Source organism: Rathayibacter sp. AY1H2 (assembly GCF_002931985.1).
In the GTDB taxonomy this organism is placed as follows: domain Bacteria; phylum Actinomycetota; class Actinomycetes; order Actinomycetales; family Microbacteriaceae; genus Rathayibacter.
In genome coordinates, this window is record NZ_PSUV01000003.1 from 225,227 (window position 1) to 240,033 (window position 14,807).

The window sequence follows — 14,807 nt, forward strand, 5'->3', positions numbered from 1 at the left end:
TCGGCGCCTCAGGCCCGCGAGCGCAGGGTCTCGAGCAGCGCCGCGGGGGTCTCGGGGTCGTCGAGGCTGATCGCGAACTCGCGCGAGCGGTCCGTCGTCACCACCAGCCCCGGCCCGGCGTGCAGGATGACCGCCGAGCGGCCCGGCATCACCCGGTACCCCCAGCCGCCCCACTCCGACGGCCGCAGCTGGGCCGTGCCGGCCGAGGCGATGGTGTCGAGCGGGATGCGGCGCAGCGGGATGCCGAGGGCGGTCGTGACGACGCGGAGGCCGCGGCGGTCGGCGGTCACCCGCAGGCGGGAGAAGGAGAGGAGCACCAGCGCGACGACGCCGAGGACGACGGCCGTCGCGATCGCCGGACCGGTGGCGCCCGCCGCGGCGAGCGTCGCGAGGGAGAGGGCCGCGCCCGCCGCCGTGGCGATCGCGGCGACGGCGAACACCGGGCCCGTCAGCGTCTGCGACCAGGCGCCGGTCTCCTCTGCCGCCAGCGGCAGGCGGCCGGCGGCCAGGCGGGAGGCGCGCCGGGTGCCCGGAGCGATCAGCGCGGGCACGACGGCGAAGAGCATCCCTCCGAGCAGCGCGAGCAGCCACCCGCCGAGCTCCGCCCCCTCGGCGCGCCCGGCCGCGAGCGTCGTGCCGACCGAGGTCGCCCAGGCGGAGGCGCCCAGCCCGGCCACGAGGCCGAGGGTCGCCAGCAGGAGCCGCGGGGCGCGCCCGACGACCGCCGCCACGAGGCCCGCGACGGCCGGGAGCCCGGAGAGCACGAGGGCGATCGCGAGCAGGGCGCCCGTCGACGCGGTCGCATCGGCCGCCCCGGTGCCCGACCAGTGCGAGGCGAGCTCCGCGGGCAGAGCGTCGTCCAGGACGAGGCGCGAGACGAGCACTCCGGCGGCGGGGAGCAGGAGGGACGCGGCGGCGAGGAGCTCGCGGCGGCGGTCGGCGGTGGCGGTCATGATCCGGTCCTCTCGATCAGGCGGACGAGCTCCGCCGGGGTGATGCCGCTGCGACGGGCCTCCGCGAGCAGCTCGTCGACCAGGGCGGTGACGCGCACGAGCCCGGGCCCGGCCGACTCCGTGATCCACGCGCCGCGGCCCCGGCGCATCTGGAGGATCCCGTCGTCGCGCAGGGCGGCGTACGCGCGCAGCACGGTGTGCATGTTGATGCCGAGCGAGTCGGCGAGCTCGCGGGCGGGCGGCAGGCGGTCGCCCGCCGAGAGCTCGCCCCGGGCGACGGCCGAGCGCACCTGCGACTCCAGCTGGTCGGCGAGCGAGCCCGCCGCGGAGTGGTCGACACGGAACAACATGTTCACAATGTTAGTAGAACAAGCGGTGCACCACCAGGCCCTCAGTGCAGCGCGAGCGACACCGCCAGCACCACCATCACGACCGCCACGGCCGCGTCGAGGATCCGCCAGGCCCCGCGGCTCCGGAACAGCGGCCGCAGCGCCCGCGCCCCGAAGCCGAGAGCGGTGAACCACAGCACGCTCCCGGCCGCCGCCCCCGCCCCGAACCACCAGCGCTCGTCGCCGTGCGTGTTCGCCACCGACCCGAGCAGCACGACCGTGTCGAGGTAGACGTGCGGGTTGAGCAGCGTGAGCGCCAGGCACGTGCCGATCGCCGTGCGGAGCGAGGTCGAGGCGCCGGCCGGATCGCCGTCGAGGGTCCCCGGCCGCAGTGCGCGCCTCGCCGCCATCACCGCGTAGGCGAGGAGGAAGACGATGCCGCCCCAGCGGATCACCACCAGCAGCCACGGCGCCGACTCCAGGACCGCTCCGATCCCCGCGATCCCGAGCACGATCAGCGCGGCGTCGCAGAGCGCGCAGATCGCGACGACGGCGGGCACGTGCTCGCGGCGGAGGCCCTGGCGGAGCACGAAGGCGTTCTGCGCGCCGATCGCGATGATGAGCGAGAGTCCGAAGCCGAGGCCGGAGAGGGCGGCGAGGAGGGGGGACACGCTCCGACGCTAGGGCGGGGCGCTCCTGTAGACCAGCTCATGCTCCTTCAGTACCGTAAGCAGCACTGATGCTGACAGACGACCTCGACCTCTCCCGCCTGCGCGCGCTCGCCGCCTCCGTCCGGTACGGCTCCTTCGACGCCGCCGCCCGGGCCCTGCACATCACCCCCTCCGCCCTCAGCCAGCGGATCAAGGCGCTCGAGACCGCCGCAGGCCGCGTCCTGCTGGTGCGCTCGCGCCCGGTCGTCGCGACCGAGGCCGGTGCGGGGCTCCTCCGCCTCGCCCGCCAGATCGAGCTCCTCGCCGACGACGCCGTCCGCTCGCTCGGCGGCGAGGACGCGGAGGGGGCGGGCCCCGTCGTCCTCCCGCTCGCCGTCAACGCCGACTCCCTGGCCACCTGGGTGCTGCCCGCGCTCGCCTCCGTCCCCGACGTCGTGGTGGAGCTGCACCGCGAGGACCAGGCGCACACCACCGCGTTCCTCCGCGACGGCACCGTGCTGGCGGCCGTCACCGGAGAGTCGGAAGCGGTGCTCGGCTGCACCGTCGCACCGCTCGGAGTGATGCGGTACCGCGCCATGGCCGCGCCCGCGTTCGCCGAGCGCTGGTTCCCGGACGGCGGCACGGCCGGTCTCGCGAGCGCTCCGCTGGTCGTCTTCGACGAGAAGGACCGCCTGCAGGACGACTTCCTCCGGGCCGCCGGCGTCGAGGGCCGCCCGCCGCAGCACCGCGTCCCCGGGTCGACCGACTTCGAGCGGGCCGTGCGCCTGGGCATGGGGTGGGGGATGCTGCCCGAGCTGCAGGCCCCGGTCGGCGGCGAGGGCCTCGTCGAGCTGGGCGGCGACCCCGTCGACGTCCCCCTCTACTGGCAGCAGTGGGCCCTGCACACGCCCGCCCTCGACGCGGTCGCCGCGGCCGTCTCCGCCGCCGCGCGCGCGTCTCTCCGCTGAAGGCGCGGCTCAGACCGCGAACACGTCGCGGAGGGTCACCGTCTCGAGCGAGCGCTCGCGGAGGATGTCGACGAGCCGCGCGTAGACCTGCGTCACCGGATCGAAGTTCGCGTGCCCGATCACGATGTGCTGCGGCAGGAACCACTGGTCCGCGAAGCCGACCACCTGCTCCGGCGTGATCCGCCCCGAGTCCGAGAGCGAGCCGTACCAGAGCACCGTCGCCGTGTAGCCGATCGCCGCCGCGGCGGCCCGGCTCCGCTCGTCCGTGTAGCCGAACGGCGGCCGGTAGAAGGGCGCCGCCTCCACCCCGTAGATCGAGCGGATGAAGTCGCCGTTGCGGCCCAGCTCCTCCTGCACGCCGTCGCTCGAGAGGCTCGTCAGGTCGGCGTGCGACCAGGTGTGGTTCGCGAGCTGCACCTGCCCCGAGGCGACGAGCGGAGCCAGCAGCGGCGCGTTCGCGGTCCACGAGTCGTACTTCCCGTTGAGGAAGAAGGTCAGCCGGGTTCCGGTGTCCCGGGCGAACTGCGCGTAGGCGGCGACCACGTCGGAGTCGGCGCCGTCGTCGACGGTCCAGGCGAGCGTGCTCCCCTCGCCGGGCAGCTCCGAGATCGTGCCGGAGGGCAGCGGCGCCTTCCGCCGCACCGGAGTCGCCGCGGCGGTCATGGTCGGCACGGGGCGGGGAGGGGTCGGGACGGCCGTCGGAGCGGCGGACGGCAGCACCGCCGCCGGCGCCGTGCTCGGCGGGAGCGCCGCGGGAGCGGGACGGGCGGGCGTGCACCCCGTCAGCGCGACCGCCGAGGAGGCGATCCCCAGCAGCAGCGCGCGTCGCCTCAACCGGTCCACGGGCCCCCCTCGCGAGCCCCGTCCCCCGGAGCGTCCCCGCGACCGTAGCGGTCGGGGAGGGAACGGGCAACGCGGCGCGACACCCCTCCCTCCCCGCAGCCTCTACCGGAAGGTGCGCCTGACCGCGTTGTTCGCCGGCGTGGGATCGGCGGCGGCGGTCGACACCCTGGCGTCGATCGTCGTGGCGGCCGGCCGGTCGACGAGCGTCACCGAGTAGGTGGTGCTCCGCCCGGCCGAGACGCTCGGCGCGGTCCAGGTGAGGACCGTCGTGCCCGCGGCCGAGCCCTTCGTCTGCACGGCGCCGGGCGCACTCGCCACCGTTCCGCTGACGACGACCCGGGTGGTCGTCGTCGCCGCGTCCCGAGTGCCGGTGTTCCGGACGGTGATCGTGCCCGAGAGGGGAGCCGTCGCCGCCAGTCCCGGCGCCGGCGCCAGCGTCAGTGTGAGGTCGGCGCGGGTGGAGGACTTCACCTGCAGCGACTGCGTCACCGAGGTCGCGGCGAGCCACGCCGAGTCGCCCGCCTGCGTGGCCCGGACGGTGCAGCTCGCCGCGCCCGTCAGCCGCACCGTCGCCGTGCCCGCGCCGGTCGCGGTCAGCGTGCAGCTGCCGCTCGCGTACAGCTTCACGGGCAGACCGGAGGAGGCGGTGGCCGCGACCGGGTAGGCGATCCCCTTCTCGGGCGAGGACGGCATCGCGGTCGAGAAGGCGACCTTCTGCGCCTTCTTCTTCTGCGGGACGACCGCGGCGACCGCGATCGACTGGGTCGCCCGGGGAGCCGCGTCGTGCGAGGCGTCGCCGGCCTGATCCGCGGTGACCGTGCAGGTGCCGGATCCGCTGAAGGTCACGACGCCGCTCGCGAGCGAGCACGCGCCCGTGGCGCCGATCGTGACCGGCAGACCGGAGGAGCCGCCCGCCGCGGTCGGCGTGTAGCGGCCGCCCGCGGTCGCCGTGCTCGGAGCCGCGGAGGTGAAGGCGACCGTCTGCAGCGCCCTGCCGATCGGGAACGTCCGGACGACCTGCTCCGCGGGCGCGTGAGCGTCGTCGCCGACCTGGTCCAGCGTCAGCGTGCAGGTGCCGACGGAGTCGTAGGACACCGTGCCGTCCTCTCCCAGCGAGCAGGAGTCGGAGGCGTCCAGCACCGGGTCGGCGCTCGACGGGCCGCGGACGATCGACGGGGTCCAGGAGCCGCCGATCCGGGCGTCCGTCGGAGCGGCGTCGCGGAACGACACCGCTCCCGCCGCCGTGCCGACCTCCACCGACTGCGTGATCCGCGGAGCCGCCGAGTGACGCTCGTCCCCGGCCTGGTCCGCGGTCACCGTGCAGGTGCCGGAGCGGGTGAAGGTCACGACGCCGTCCGCGACCGTGCAGGACCCGGCCGCTCCGAGCACCACGGGGGCGCTCGACGCGCCGGCCGTCACGACGGGCGTGTAGGAGCCCCCCGCGACCGCCGCGTCGGGGACCGGCGAGGCGAACGCCAGCGTCTGGCCGAGGGCGCCGATCGCGAAGGTGCGGACGGACTGCGGAGCGGCGCCGTACCGCGAGTCGCCCGCCTGGTCGAGCGTCAGCGTGCAGGTGCCGACGGAGTCGTAGGACACCACTCCCGCGGCCGCCGAGCATGCTCCGGAGGCGGTCAGCACCGGACGCGCGGTGGAGGGTCCGGCGACGATCCGCGGGGTGGTCGTCCCGCCGACCGTCGCACCGGTCGGCGCGGTGCCGCCGAAGGAGACGGTGCCCGCGAGCAGTCCGACCGCGATCACCTGCGAGGCCCGCTCCGCCGCGTCGTACCGGGCGTCGCCCGTCTGGTCGGCGGTCACCGTGCAGGTGCCCGATCCGGTGAAGGAGACGACCCCGTTCGTGAGCGTGCAGGACCCGGAGGCGCCGAGCACCACGGGCCGCCCGGAGCCTCCGCCGGTCGCGGTCGGGCGGTAGGTGCCGCCCGCGAGCGCCGAGTCCGGCGCCTGCGAGGTGAAGGCCACGGTCTGCGCGACCCGGGTGATCTCGAAGCTGCGCACGGCCGTCGGCGCTGCGCTGTGGCGGATGTCGCCCGCCTGGTCCAGCGTCAGCGTGCAGGTGCCGGCGGAGTCATAGGAGACCAGTCGGAAGGGCCCGACGGAGCAGGCGCCGGAGGCCGTCAGCACCGGGGGGGCACTGGACGGGCCGGCGACGACCGCGGCCGTCGAGGAGCCCCCGACCCGGGCCTCGGCCGGAGCATCGCCGCCGAACGCGACGGTGCCCGCGAGCTGCGTGACCGCGACGGTCTGCGAGGCCTGCGCCGCCGCGGCGTAGCGCCCGTCGCCCGCCTGGTCCGCCGTGACGGTGCAGGTGCCGCTGCCGGCGAAGGTGACGACGCCGTCCGCGAGCGTGCAGGCGCCGGTCGCTCTGATCGTCACGGGGAGCCCGGACGCGCCGCCCGTCGCGGTCGGAGTGAGCGTGTCGCCGGCCGCGGCCGTCGACGGCGCGGTCGAGGTGAAGGCGACGGTCTGCGCGATCGCGGTGACCTCGAAGGTCTGGACCGCCCGCGCGGTGCCGTAGGTGGCGTCGCGGTAGTGGATCGCCGTCAGCGTGCAGGTGCCCGCGGAGTCGAACCGGACGGCGCCGTTCTCGCCGTCGGAGCAGGCGCCCGAGACGCTGAGCACCGAGGGGCCGGAGGACGGTCCGCGCGTGAAGGCGGGAGTGAAGGATCCGCCGACCTCCGCGTCGGTCGGGACGGCGGTCGTGAACGCCACGGAGCCGGGCGCGTAGCCGACCTCCACCTCCTGCACAGCGGGCCGGGCGCTGTCGTACTGCCGGTTCCCGTTCTGGTAGGCGAAGACGCCGCAGACGCCCTTCGTGGTGAAGGTGACCACGCCGTCCTTCGCCGAGCACGACGCGGTGGTGAGGAGGAACGGAGCGATGCCCGAGGCGCCGCCCTCGATCACGGGGCGGTACGTGTCCCCGAGGACGGCGCCGACCGGAGGCGCGCTCGTGATCCGGACCGTCTGCGGGAGGAAGTAGATCGAGTACTCCTGCTCGGCGTGCCGCGCGGGCCAGTAGCCGTCTCCGGGCTGGTCGAGGGACAGCACGCAGAGCCCGGCCCCGTCGTTCCGCACAGTCACGCCGTCCGGGAGGATCGAGCAGTCTCGGCTCGCGGAGAGCACGGGCACGCCCTTCGACGGGCCGGGCACGATCGTCGGCCGGTACGTCTCGAGCGACATCGCGTGCGGGGGCGCGGTGCTCCCGAAGGAGAGGTTCCCCTCGGGAGTCCCGACCGTGATGACCTGCCGGACCTGCGGAGCGGCGTCGTGCCGATCGTCCGCGGCCTGGTCGATCGTCACCGTGCAGGTGCCGTCGCCGAAGAACGTCACCACGTCGTCCGCGATGGTGCAGTTGCCGTTCTCGATCACCGCGATCACGAGCGGGTTGCCCGAGCCGCCGCCGGTCGCCTCGACTGTGTACCGGTCGTCGGTGAACACCCGGTCGGGCGGAGTCGAGGTGACGACGACGGTCTGGGGGATCCGCGAGATCGGGACGAAGCGCACCAGGCCGTCGGCGGCCGCGTACACCTCGTCGCCCGGCTGGTCGAACTGCACGCCGCAGGTCGAGGGCTCGGTGTAGGTCAGGATCTGCGCACCCGTCGCGTCGGGCGCGACGGTGCAGCCGAAGAAGGTCCTGACGAGCACCGGCAGTCCCGAGCTCGAGGTCGCCGTGGCGACGCCGGTCGACTCCAGGACGCCGGTCTTCGGCACCGCGACCGTCAGCGTCTGCGACGCCTTCGCGACCTCGAGATCGAAGGAGGCGCGCCCCGCGGTGTAGTGGTCGTCGCCGGCCTGGTCGGCGGTCACGGTGCAGGTGCCGCTCCGGGTGAAGGTCACGACGCCGTCGGCGATCGCGCAGGATCCGGTCGCCCCGATCGAGACGGGGCTCCCGGAGCCGCCGCCGGTGGCCGTCGGAGTGAAGGTGCCCAGCGCCGTCGGCGCGGTCGGCCGCGAGGAGGTGAAGGCGACCGTCTGCGAGAACTTCCGGACCGTGATCCGGAACGAGGACGTGCCGGTGTTGCCGGCCTCGTCGTCCGCGGTGCAGTCGACCGTCGTGTCCCCGATCGGGAAGACGCTTCCCGAGGCGGGCGTGCAGGTCGAGCCCACGGCTCCGTCGACCGCGTCCTGCGCGGAGGACGCGAAGGTGACGACGGCGCCGGAGACGTCGGCCGGCTCGGCCGTGACGGCGGCGGGCACGGTCACGACGGGGGCCGAGCGGTCGGCCAGCGCGAAGGTGCCGGGGATCGACCGGAGGGTGTAGTTCGGCCCCGCGTCGCCTCCGTCGCACCGCGTGACGTAGTCGCCGACGGGCGTGCGCGCTCCGATCGTCACCTTCCCGGTGCCGTCCGCCGTGTAGTAGGCGCCGGTCGGCTCGGTGACGAACCGGTCGGTTCCTGCGAAGCCGTCGGCCGTGCAGGTGACCGTCGGGGCGGTCGCGGTGCCGTGCGCCTGCGTCCCGGGGCTCGACGCGGTCACCGAGAGGGGCGCCGGCGAGATCGTGAGCGCGCCGTCGATGGTGATCAGCTGTCCCGAGGGGTTCGTCAGGCCGGAGCAGCGCGTGGGGTAGCGGCCGACGGGGGTCGTCGCGGAGAGCGCCAGCGGCGTCGTGAATCCGGTGTCGGACGCCGCGAAGGCGCCGCAGGAGACCGTCCCCGAGGGGGAGCCGGTCACGGAGGCGGTGATCGCGGGGGGAGTGGATCCGTAGGTCGACGAGGGCGAGGAGGCGGTCACCATCGGGACGGCCGCGACGATGCGCAGCGCGCCGTCCTTGTACCCCGCGATCGTGTAGTCGCTGCTGACCTTCGCGCCGCTGCACCGCGTGGTGAAGGTGGTGAAGGTGGAGGTGGGCCAGTTCGGGATCAAGCGGTAGATGACGTCGTCCGCCGTGACGATCGGCCGGTAGACGCCGGCCGTGAGCGGGGCGCCGAAGGTGTCGGAGCCGACGAAGGCGGCCGTGCAGCGCAGGTCGGGGGACGGCGCGCCTCGCGGGTAGTCGACCGTCGGGGCGGTCACCGTGAGCGCCTTCGGCTTCGCCGTGAAGCTCTGCAGGGGCTCGCCCGCCCAGCCCAGAGGAGCGAGCGCGTCGAGCCTCGCCGCGAGCGTGCAGACGCCGACGTGGAGCACGGTCACCCTCATGCCGCTGACGGAGCAGGTCTCGGCGGTCCTGCTGCTCAGGACGATCGAGCGGCCGGGCACATCGACGGCCTGCGCGTAGGGGCTCGCGTCGAAGGAGTCGCCGTACGCCTTCTGCGGGAGCGTCGACAGGTCGAAGCGCACGCCGCCCACCGCGACGGTGGCCGGCTCGCTGCGGACGCTGCCGCCGCAGGTGGTCAGGGTCGCCCGGTAGCGGTAGGAGCCGGTGGGATCGGGGCCGGCCTCGAGGAACGCGGTCCCGTCCTCCCGGGCGCCCGCCCGGCCGAGCGCGGGCTTCCACGTGGCGCCGCCGTCCGTGGACCTCTCCCAGGACACGGCGGGGATGCCGCCGTAGACGGCCGAGACGCTCACGCCCATCGTCAGCGTGTAGATCTGGTTGGTGACGCCCGCGATGTCCGAGGGCTGCCGGGTGATGACGGGTGTCGCGGCGCACGCGCGCACCTCGTGGCGCAGAGCGGGGAGCGCCGACCAGCTCCCGCGTCCCGCCTCGGCGGGGGTGATGGTGTCGGGGTAGTGCGCGCGGATCTCGTTCCAGCCCTGCGGGATGTCCCTCGTGGTCAGCACGCCGACGCCGTCCGCGTCGAGGGTCACCCTGCTGGTGCCCGCGCCGGTGAGGATCTCGACGGTGCCGCCGGCGGCCACCGGCCGGCCCAGGCTCGGGATGGTCACCCTCGCGGTGACGGTGACCTCCTGCCCGAGCATCGAGAAGTCGGGGGTGCGCGTCACGGTCACGGCGGTGTCGTACACCGGAGCGACAACGGGGTCGGCCGCCGTCGGGCCGGCCGTCTGCGAGATCCTCGTCACGCTCGGGTGCACGTAGCTCGAGCCGCCGCCGCCGGCGCCGGGGTCGTTCATGACGCCGAGGGTGTCGTTCATGCTGCCGAACACGTAGGGCGATCCGCCGCCGCCGCCGTACCACCAGCCGGCCCCGCCGCCGCCGCCGCTGTGGCCGGGGAACGAGCAGTTGCCGCCGCCGCCGCGGGAGGCGCCGGCGTCGGCGCCCTTGCCGTCGTTGAGGAACACGCCCCACTGGCCGTTGTTGCCGTCGGCGCACTCGCCGAACGTGCTGTAGCCGCGGGCGCCGGGCGAGCCGCCCGAGCTCTGCCCGGCCGCGCCGCCGCCGCCGCCGTCGGCCGCGTTGTTCCTGCCGCCGTTCCCGCCGCCCCTCGCGCCGCTGCCGGCGTCGGCGTCGCCGCCGACCGAGGACCGCCCGCCGCCGCCTCCGCCGCCCGCCGCCACGGCGAGGGCGTGCTGACAGCCGTCCGAGCCGGCCGTGCTGAGGTACTGGGCGTCCCCGCCCGCGCCGCCGGAGTCGCCCGCGTAGACGCCGCCGTTCACGTAGCGCGTGGCGCCTGCCGCTCCGGCCGGGGCGCCGGTGAGGCGCCCGATCTCCAGCACCTGCCCGGGTGTGACGGGCACCTCCACGACGAGGCTGGAGCCGCGTCCGCCGGCGTTGCCCGTCCCGAGGCCGCTCGCACCCTTCCCGCCGTTCTGGCCGCTGAGGACGGCGCGGACCGTCGAGACCCCGGTCGCGGGAACGGTGTACTGCGACACCGTCGAGACCTTCGGGGAGGTGAAGCACGCGGTGCTGAAGACCGGCGCCGCCGACGCGGTCGGCGCGGCCACGACGCTGAGTCCTGCGCCCGCTACGAGCACGGCCGCGGCGACGAGGGAACGGAGGAAGGACTGGCGCATGTGCTGCTACTCCCGGCTGCTGCCGGGAGCGGGCGCCCGCGGTCGGCTCAGAGTAGGGCGGTCGTCGACCCGCGAGGAAGGCGTAAGGTATACGAACGCCCTGCTCGGGGGGTACAGGAGGCCGCTTCTGCCGGAACCTCCCAGGAAGTCCCCGTGCACGTCCGGGCAGCGTCCCCACCCTGTCGGGGCAGTGTTCCCACCCTGTCGGGGGAGTGTCCCCACCCTGTTGCGGCCGCCGCCCGGGTCGCGTACCCTAGCGAGGTTGCGTGCATCTGCACGCGCTTGCGTGCTGCCCACCGGGCAGGAGCTCCGGCTCCGGCCGGACAGGCGGGCGGTGCGCCGACAAGTGACCTTGGGTGGGTCGGACGGGGCTTCGTGCCGCGCGTGATCCACGGTAACCACACATGGAGGAAACCATGGCAGCAGTCTGCCAGGTGACCGGAGCCGTCCCCGGCTTCGGGCACGCCATCTCGCACTCGCACCGGCGCACCAAGCGCCGCTTCGACCCGAACGTGCAGAAGAAGACGTACTACGTGCCGTCGCTTCGCCGTAACGTCACCCTGACCCTCTCGGCCAAGGGCATCAAGGTCATCGACGCCCGTGGCATCGAGTCCGTCGTCAAGGATGTTCTCGCTCGCGGGGTGAAGATCTAATGGCCAAGCAGCAGGACGTCCGTCCGATCATCAAGCTCCGTTCGACGGCCGGCACCGGTTACACCTACGTGACCAAGAAGAACCGCCGCAACGACCCCGACCGTCTCGTGCTCAAGAAGTACGACCCCGTAGTGCGCAAGCACGTCGACTTCCGCGAGGAGCGCTAAGTATGGCCAAGAAGAGCAAGATCGCCCGCAACGAGCAGCGCAAGGTGATCGTCGACCGCTACGCCGCCAAGCGCCTCGAGCTGAAGAAGGCCCTGGTCGACCCGGCCGGGACCGACGAGACCCGTGAGGCCGCCCGCGTCGGCCTCCAGAAGCTCCCCCGCAACGCCTCGCCCGTCCGCGTCCGCTCGCGCGACGCCGTCGACGGCCGCCCCCGCGGCAACCTCACGAAGTTCGGCATCTCGCGTGTCCGCTTCCGTGACATGGCGCACCGCGGCGAGCTGCCCGGCATCACCAAGTCCAGCTGGTGACCCGGCGCCGCTAGCGGCGTGAACGACCGAAGGCCCGTGATTGAAGGATCGCGGGCCTTCGTCGTCCCGCCGGCGGACGTAAAATGTGCGGATGACCGACTCCAGCCTGCCCACCGTCGCCGAGATCGCGGCGCTCATCGACCACGCGATCCTGAAGCCCGAGCTCACCCGCGCCGAGGTCGACGCCCAGCTCGACGAGGCGCGCGCGTCCGGCGTGTTCAGCGTCTGCGTCCGCCCCTCCGACATCGCCCACTCGGTCGCTAGGCTCGAGGGCTCCGGCGTCCTGGTCGGCACGGTCATCGGCTTCCCCCACGGCACCACCTCGACCGCGGCGAAGGTCGCGGAGTCGCGTCAGGCGCTCGCCGACGGCGCGTCCGAGCTCGACATGGTCGTCAACATCGGCCGCCTCCGCAGCGGCCTGCTCCAGGACGTCGAGGACGACGTCCGAGCCGTGGTCGAGGCCGCCGAGGGCCACGTCGTCAAGGTCATCCTCGAGACGAGCCTCCTCGACGACGAGCACGTCGTCGAGGGCAGCCGGGCCGCTGAGCGCGCCGGCGCGGACTTCGTGAAGACCGCCACCGGCTTCGCGGGCGGAGGCGCGAACGAGCACGACCTCCGCCTCATGCGCGGTGCCGTCTCGGAGGCCGTCCAGGTGAAGGCGTCCGGCGGAGTCCGCGACCTCGACACGCTCCTCGCCTACCGGGGCCTCGGCGTCACCCGCTTCGGCACCAGCGGCTCCGCGACCATCCTCGGCGACCTCGCGGCGCGGCACTCGGGCGACTCCTCCGCGGCACGTGTCGACTCCGCCTCCTACTGACGGAGCGGCCGACGAGGGCCGCACCGCACCCGCCGACCGGATGACGCCGGTGCGCCTGCGCCCGGGCCGCGCCGGCCGGTGGGCGGAGCGGACCCGCCGCCCCCTCGACGAGATCGCCCGCGCCCTCAAGGAGCGCGTCTACGCGACCTTCACGGGCCTGGCCGTGGTGACGATCTACCTCGTCGGCGACCACCCCGACGCGGTCCACGCCCTCCAGAGCCTCGTGATCTCGATCATCGGGATCTCGGCCGCGGGCTTCGTCGCCGAGGTGATCGCGCACCAGGTCGTGCACGCGGCGACGCCCTCGCGAGCGGAGTCGGGCACGATGCTGCGGATCGCGGGCGGGGCGCTCGCCTCGGCGTCGCTGCCGGTCCTCGCGCTCGGTGCCGCGGCGCTGGGCTGGATCGACGCGACGGTCGCGCTGCGGATCGGCGCGGGCGTCTACGTCGCCACGCTCGCGGGGATCGCCCTCATCGCCGTCGTTCGCGCGGGCCTCTCCTGGAAGGAGAGCCTCGTCTCGCTGCTCGGGATCGTGGGCCTCGGCGTTCTGGTCGTCGGCGTGCTCGCGCTCGCGCACTGATCCGGAGGCGCCGCCGCGCGTAGGCTCGGACGGATGACGTCACGCACCAGGGTCGAGCTCGGCCGCCGGGAGGACCTCGGCGCCGACTGCGCGAACTGCTTCGGCCTGTGCTGCGTCGCCCTCGCCTTCGCCCGCTCCGCCGACTTCCCGTTCGACAAGCGCGCCGGGGACCCGTGCGTCAACCTCGACGGCGAGGACGCGTGCACGATCCACCGCCGGCTCCGGCCCCAGGGCTTCGTCGGCTGCACCGTCTTCGACTGCTTCGGCGCCGGTCAGAAGGTCTCGCAGCACACGTTCGGCGGCGTCTCCTGGCGGTCGGATCCGGCCGTGCGCGAGCGGATGTTCGCGGTGTTCCCGCTGATGCGCCGCCTGCACGAGCTGCTCTGGTACCTCGACTCCGCTCTGGCGCTGCCCGGCGTCGGCGCGCCGCTCCTCGATGAGCTGCGCGAGCGGTTCGACGCGGCGCACGCGCACACCCTCGGCGAGCCGGAGCAGGTGGTCGCGGTCGACGTCGACGCGGAGTACGGAGCGTCCCGGCCGCTCCTGATCGCGGCGAGCGCGGCCGCTCGCGCAGGAGCGGCGCCGGCTGCCCGCCGGTCGAGGGGCCGTCGGCTCGCTCCGGGTGCCGATCTGGCGGGTGCATCGCTCCGGAACGCGGACCTGCGGGGGGCGGATCTGCGGGGCGCGCTCCTCCTCGCCGCGGATCTGCGGGGTGCGGATCTGCAGCGGTGCGACCTGCTCGGGGTGGACCTTCGTGATGCGGACGTGTCCGGTGCGCGGCTCGCCGAGGCGGTCTACCTCACCCAGGCGCAGGTGAACAGCGCCCGAGGGGATGCGGCGACCACGCTGCCGTCGCATTTCGAGCGCCCGTCGCACTGGGGCGGCTAGGCCGCCGGGTCAGAGGCTGCGGGGGCCGCCCAGCGACTCGTCGCCGCCCTCGTCGTCGACGCCGAGGGCCTCGACGACCTCGCGGCCGAGGAGGTGCGCGCCGCTCCAGCCCTCGATGACGCACCGGGGGAACGCCTCGCGGTCCGGGGAGCCGAGCCATGCGGCCGCGGCCTCGCGGGCCCACGCCTCAGAGGCGTACACGCCGATGATCTCGGTGCGGTCGTCCCACGGCGTCGCGGTCGAGAGGACGAAGTGGTCACCGTTCACGATCGGATCTCCTCCGGCTCTCGGGGTTCAGCGACCCCGTGGGAGTGCGGGACCGGACCGGACGCTACCCGCGGGCGGGGGAGCGCGTCTCCGGGGTCGACACGAGCGCGGATGAAGGCTACGGGAACGTCGAGCGCGGCGCGATCACCCGATGGTCCCACGCAGGCGGGCGTTCAGCCCACCCAGAGCCGTCGCGATCTCGTTCTCGTCACTTCCGGGGAGGAGGGCGCCGCCCTGCTCGAGGCCGTGGCGCAGGGCCTCGACCTCCTCAGGGGGGAGGCCGCCGCTGTCGAGGAGGGCCTGGAGGGCGGCGAGGATGCCGACGAGGGCGACGGCGTCGTCCAGGTCGAGGGGGCGGACGCAGGACTTGTGTCTTATACTCATCTGTGGATGCCGCCGAAGCGCGAAGTGGAGATGTCGGTGGTCGCCGTCTGACGGAAGAAATCGAGCCGCAGACGGGGCAGGGCTCGCCCGACCGGCTCCGGCCGCTCGGCGAGCTCCCCGGCGAACCCGGCGAACC

Annotated in this window: 14 protein-coding genes; 7 read left to right on the forward strand and 7 right to left on the reverse strand. The window is 74.4% G+C overall.

Features of this window, described 5'->3' with window-relative positions; all coding sequences use genetic code 11:
- Positions 1-8 precede the first annotated feature (8 nt).
- Genes C5C29_RS04620 through C5C29_RS04630 form a run of 3 tightly spaced genes read right to left on the reverse strand, consistent with a single transcriptional unit; the run spans position 9 to position 1,953 of the window.
- Positions 9-953 carry a hypothetical protein gene (locus C5C29_RS04620; RefSeq protein ID WP_104273871.1) on the reverse strand — a complete coding sequence of 315 codons (945 nt, stop codon included), beginning with the start codon at positions 951-953 and terminating at the stop codon, positions 9-11.
- A complete protein-coding gene (locus C5C29_RS04625; RefSeq protein WP_104225158.1) occupies positions 950-1,303 on the reverse strand; it encodes a GntR family transcriptional regulator in 354 nt (117 codons plus the stop codon). The genes C5C29_RS04620 and C5C29_RS04625 overlap by 4 nt, the downstream gene beginning before the upstream one ends.
- 41 nt (positions 1,304-1,344) lie before the next feature.
- Positions 1,345-1,953 carry a LysE/ArgO family amino acid transporter gene (locus C5C29_RS04630; RefSeq protein WP_104297480.1) on the reverse strand — a complete coding sequence of 203 codons (609 nt, stop codon included), beginning with the start codon at positions 1,951-1,953 and terminating at the stop codon, positions 1,345-1,347.
- Between the two features lie 68 nt (positions 1,954-2,021).
- Between C5C29_RS04630 and C5C29_RS04635 the strand changes: the two genes are divergently transcribed.
- The gene (locus C5C29_RS04635) at positions 2,022-2,900 is read left to right on the forward strand and encodes a LysR family transcriptional regulator ArgP (RefSeq protein WP_104308008.1); all 879 of its coding nucleotides are present in this window, start codon (positions 2,022-2,024) and stop codon (positions 2,898-2,900) included.
- Positions 2,901-2,909: 9 nt separating this feature from the next.
- Here the strand turns inward: C5C29_RS04635 and C5C29_RS04640 are convergent, their stop codons facing one another.
- Positions 2,910-3,743: a polysaccharide deacetylase family protein gene (locus C5C29_RS04640; RefSeq protein ID WP_219813765.1), complete on the reverse strand. Its 834-nt coding sequence runs from the start codon at positions 3,741-3,743 to the stop codon at positions 2,910-2,912.
- 102 nt (positions 3,744-3,845) lie between these two features.
- Positions 3,846-10,607: an HYR domain-containing protein gene (locus tag C5C29_RS04645; RefSeq protein ID WP_146083458.1), complete on the reverse strand. Its 6,762-nt coding sequence runs from the start codon at positions 10,605-10,607 to the stop codon at positions 3,846-3,848.
- Between the two features lie 416 nt (positions 10,608-11,023).
- Here C5C29_RS04645 and rpmB point away from each other — a divergent pair, with 416 nt between their 5' ends.
- The 6 genes from rpmB (at position 11,024) to C5C29_RS04675 (ending at position 14,020) form a co-directional block, all read left to right on the forward strand.
- Positions 11,024-11,260 carry a 50S ribosomal protein L28 gene (rpmB, locus tag C5C29_RS04650; RefSeq protein ID WP_056038148.1) on the forward strand — a complete coding sequence of 79 codons (237 nt, stop codon included), beginning with the start codon at positions 11,024-11,026 and terminating at the stop codon, positions 11,258-11,260.
- Positions 11,260-11,427, forward strand: a complete 168-nt coding sequence (rpmG, locus tag C5C29_RS04655) for a 50S ribosomal protein L33 (RefSeq protein WP_027692168.1) — start codon at positions 11,260-11,262, stop codon at positions 11,425-11,427. The genes rpmB and rpmG overlap by 1 nt, the downstream gene beginning before the upstream one ends.
- Before the next feature lie 2 nt (positions 11,428-11,429).
- Positions 11,430-11,735 carry a 30S ribosomal protein S14 gene (gene rpsN / locus C5C29_RS04660; protein WP_104225107.1) on the forward strand — a complete coding sequence of 102 codons (306 nt, stop codon included), beginning with the start codon at positions 11,430-11,432 and terminating at the stop codon, positions 11,733-11,735.
- Between the two features lie 91 nt (positions 11,736-11,826).
- Positions 11,827-12,552: a deoxyribose-phosphate aldolase gene (gene deoC, locus C5C29_RS04665; RefSeq protein ID WP_181127846.1), complete on the forward strand. Its 726-nt coding sequence runs from the start codon at positions 11,827-11,829 to the stop codon at positions 12,550-12,552.
- The gene (locus tag C5C29_RS04670; RefSeq protein ID WP_146083459.1) at positions 12,530-13,132 is read left to right on the forward strand and encodes a hypothetical protein; all 603 of its coding nucleotides are present in this window, start codon (positions 12,530-12,532) and stop codon (positions 13,130-13,132) included. The genes deoC and C5C29_RS04670 overlap by 23 nt, the downstream gene beginning before the upstream one ends.
- Positions 13,133-13,165: 33 nt before the next feature.
- Positions 13,166-14,020 carry a pentapeptide repeat-containing protein gene (locus tag C5C29_RS04675; protein ID WP_104308011.1) on the forward strand — a complete coding sequence of 285 codons (855 nt, stop codon included), beginning with the start codon at positions 13,166-13,168 and terminating at the stop codon, positions 14,018-14,020.
- Between the two features lie 9 nt (positions 14,021-14,029).
- Here the strand turns inward: C5C29_RS04675 and C5C29_RS04680 are convergent, their stop codons facing one another.
- Both C5C29_RS04680 and C5C29_RS16785 read right to left on the reverse strand, forming a co-directional pair.
- Positions 14,030-14,287 (reverse strand): hypothetical protein, encoded by a 258-nt coding sequence (locus C5C29_RS04680; RefSeq protein WP_104225104.1) that lies wholly within the window; start codon positions 14,285-14,287, stop codon positions 14,030-14,032.
- 144 nt (positions 14,288-14,431) lie between these two features.
- The gene (locus C5C29_RS16785; RefSeq protein WP_146083460.1) at positions 14,432-14,671 is read right to left on the reverse strand and encodes a hypothetical protein; all 240 of its coding nucleotides are present in this window, start codon (positions 14,669-14,671) and stop codon (positions 14,432-14,434) included.
- Between the last annotated feature and the right edge of the window lie 136 nt (positions 14,672-14,807).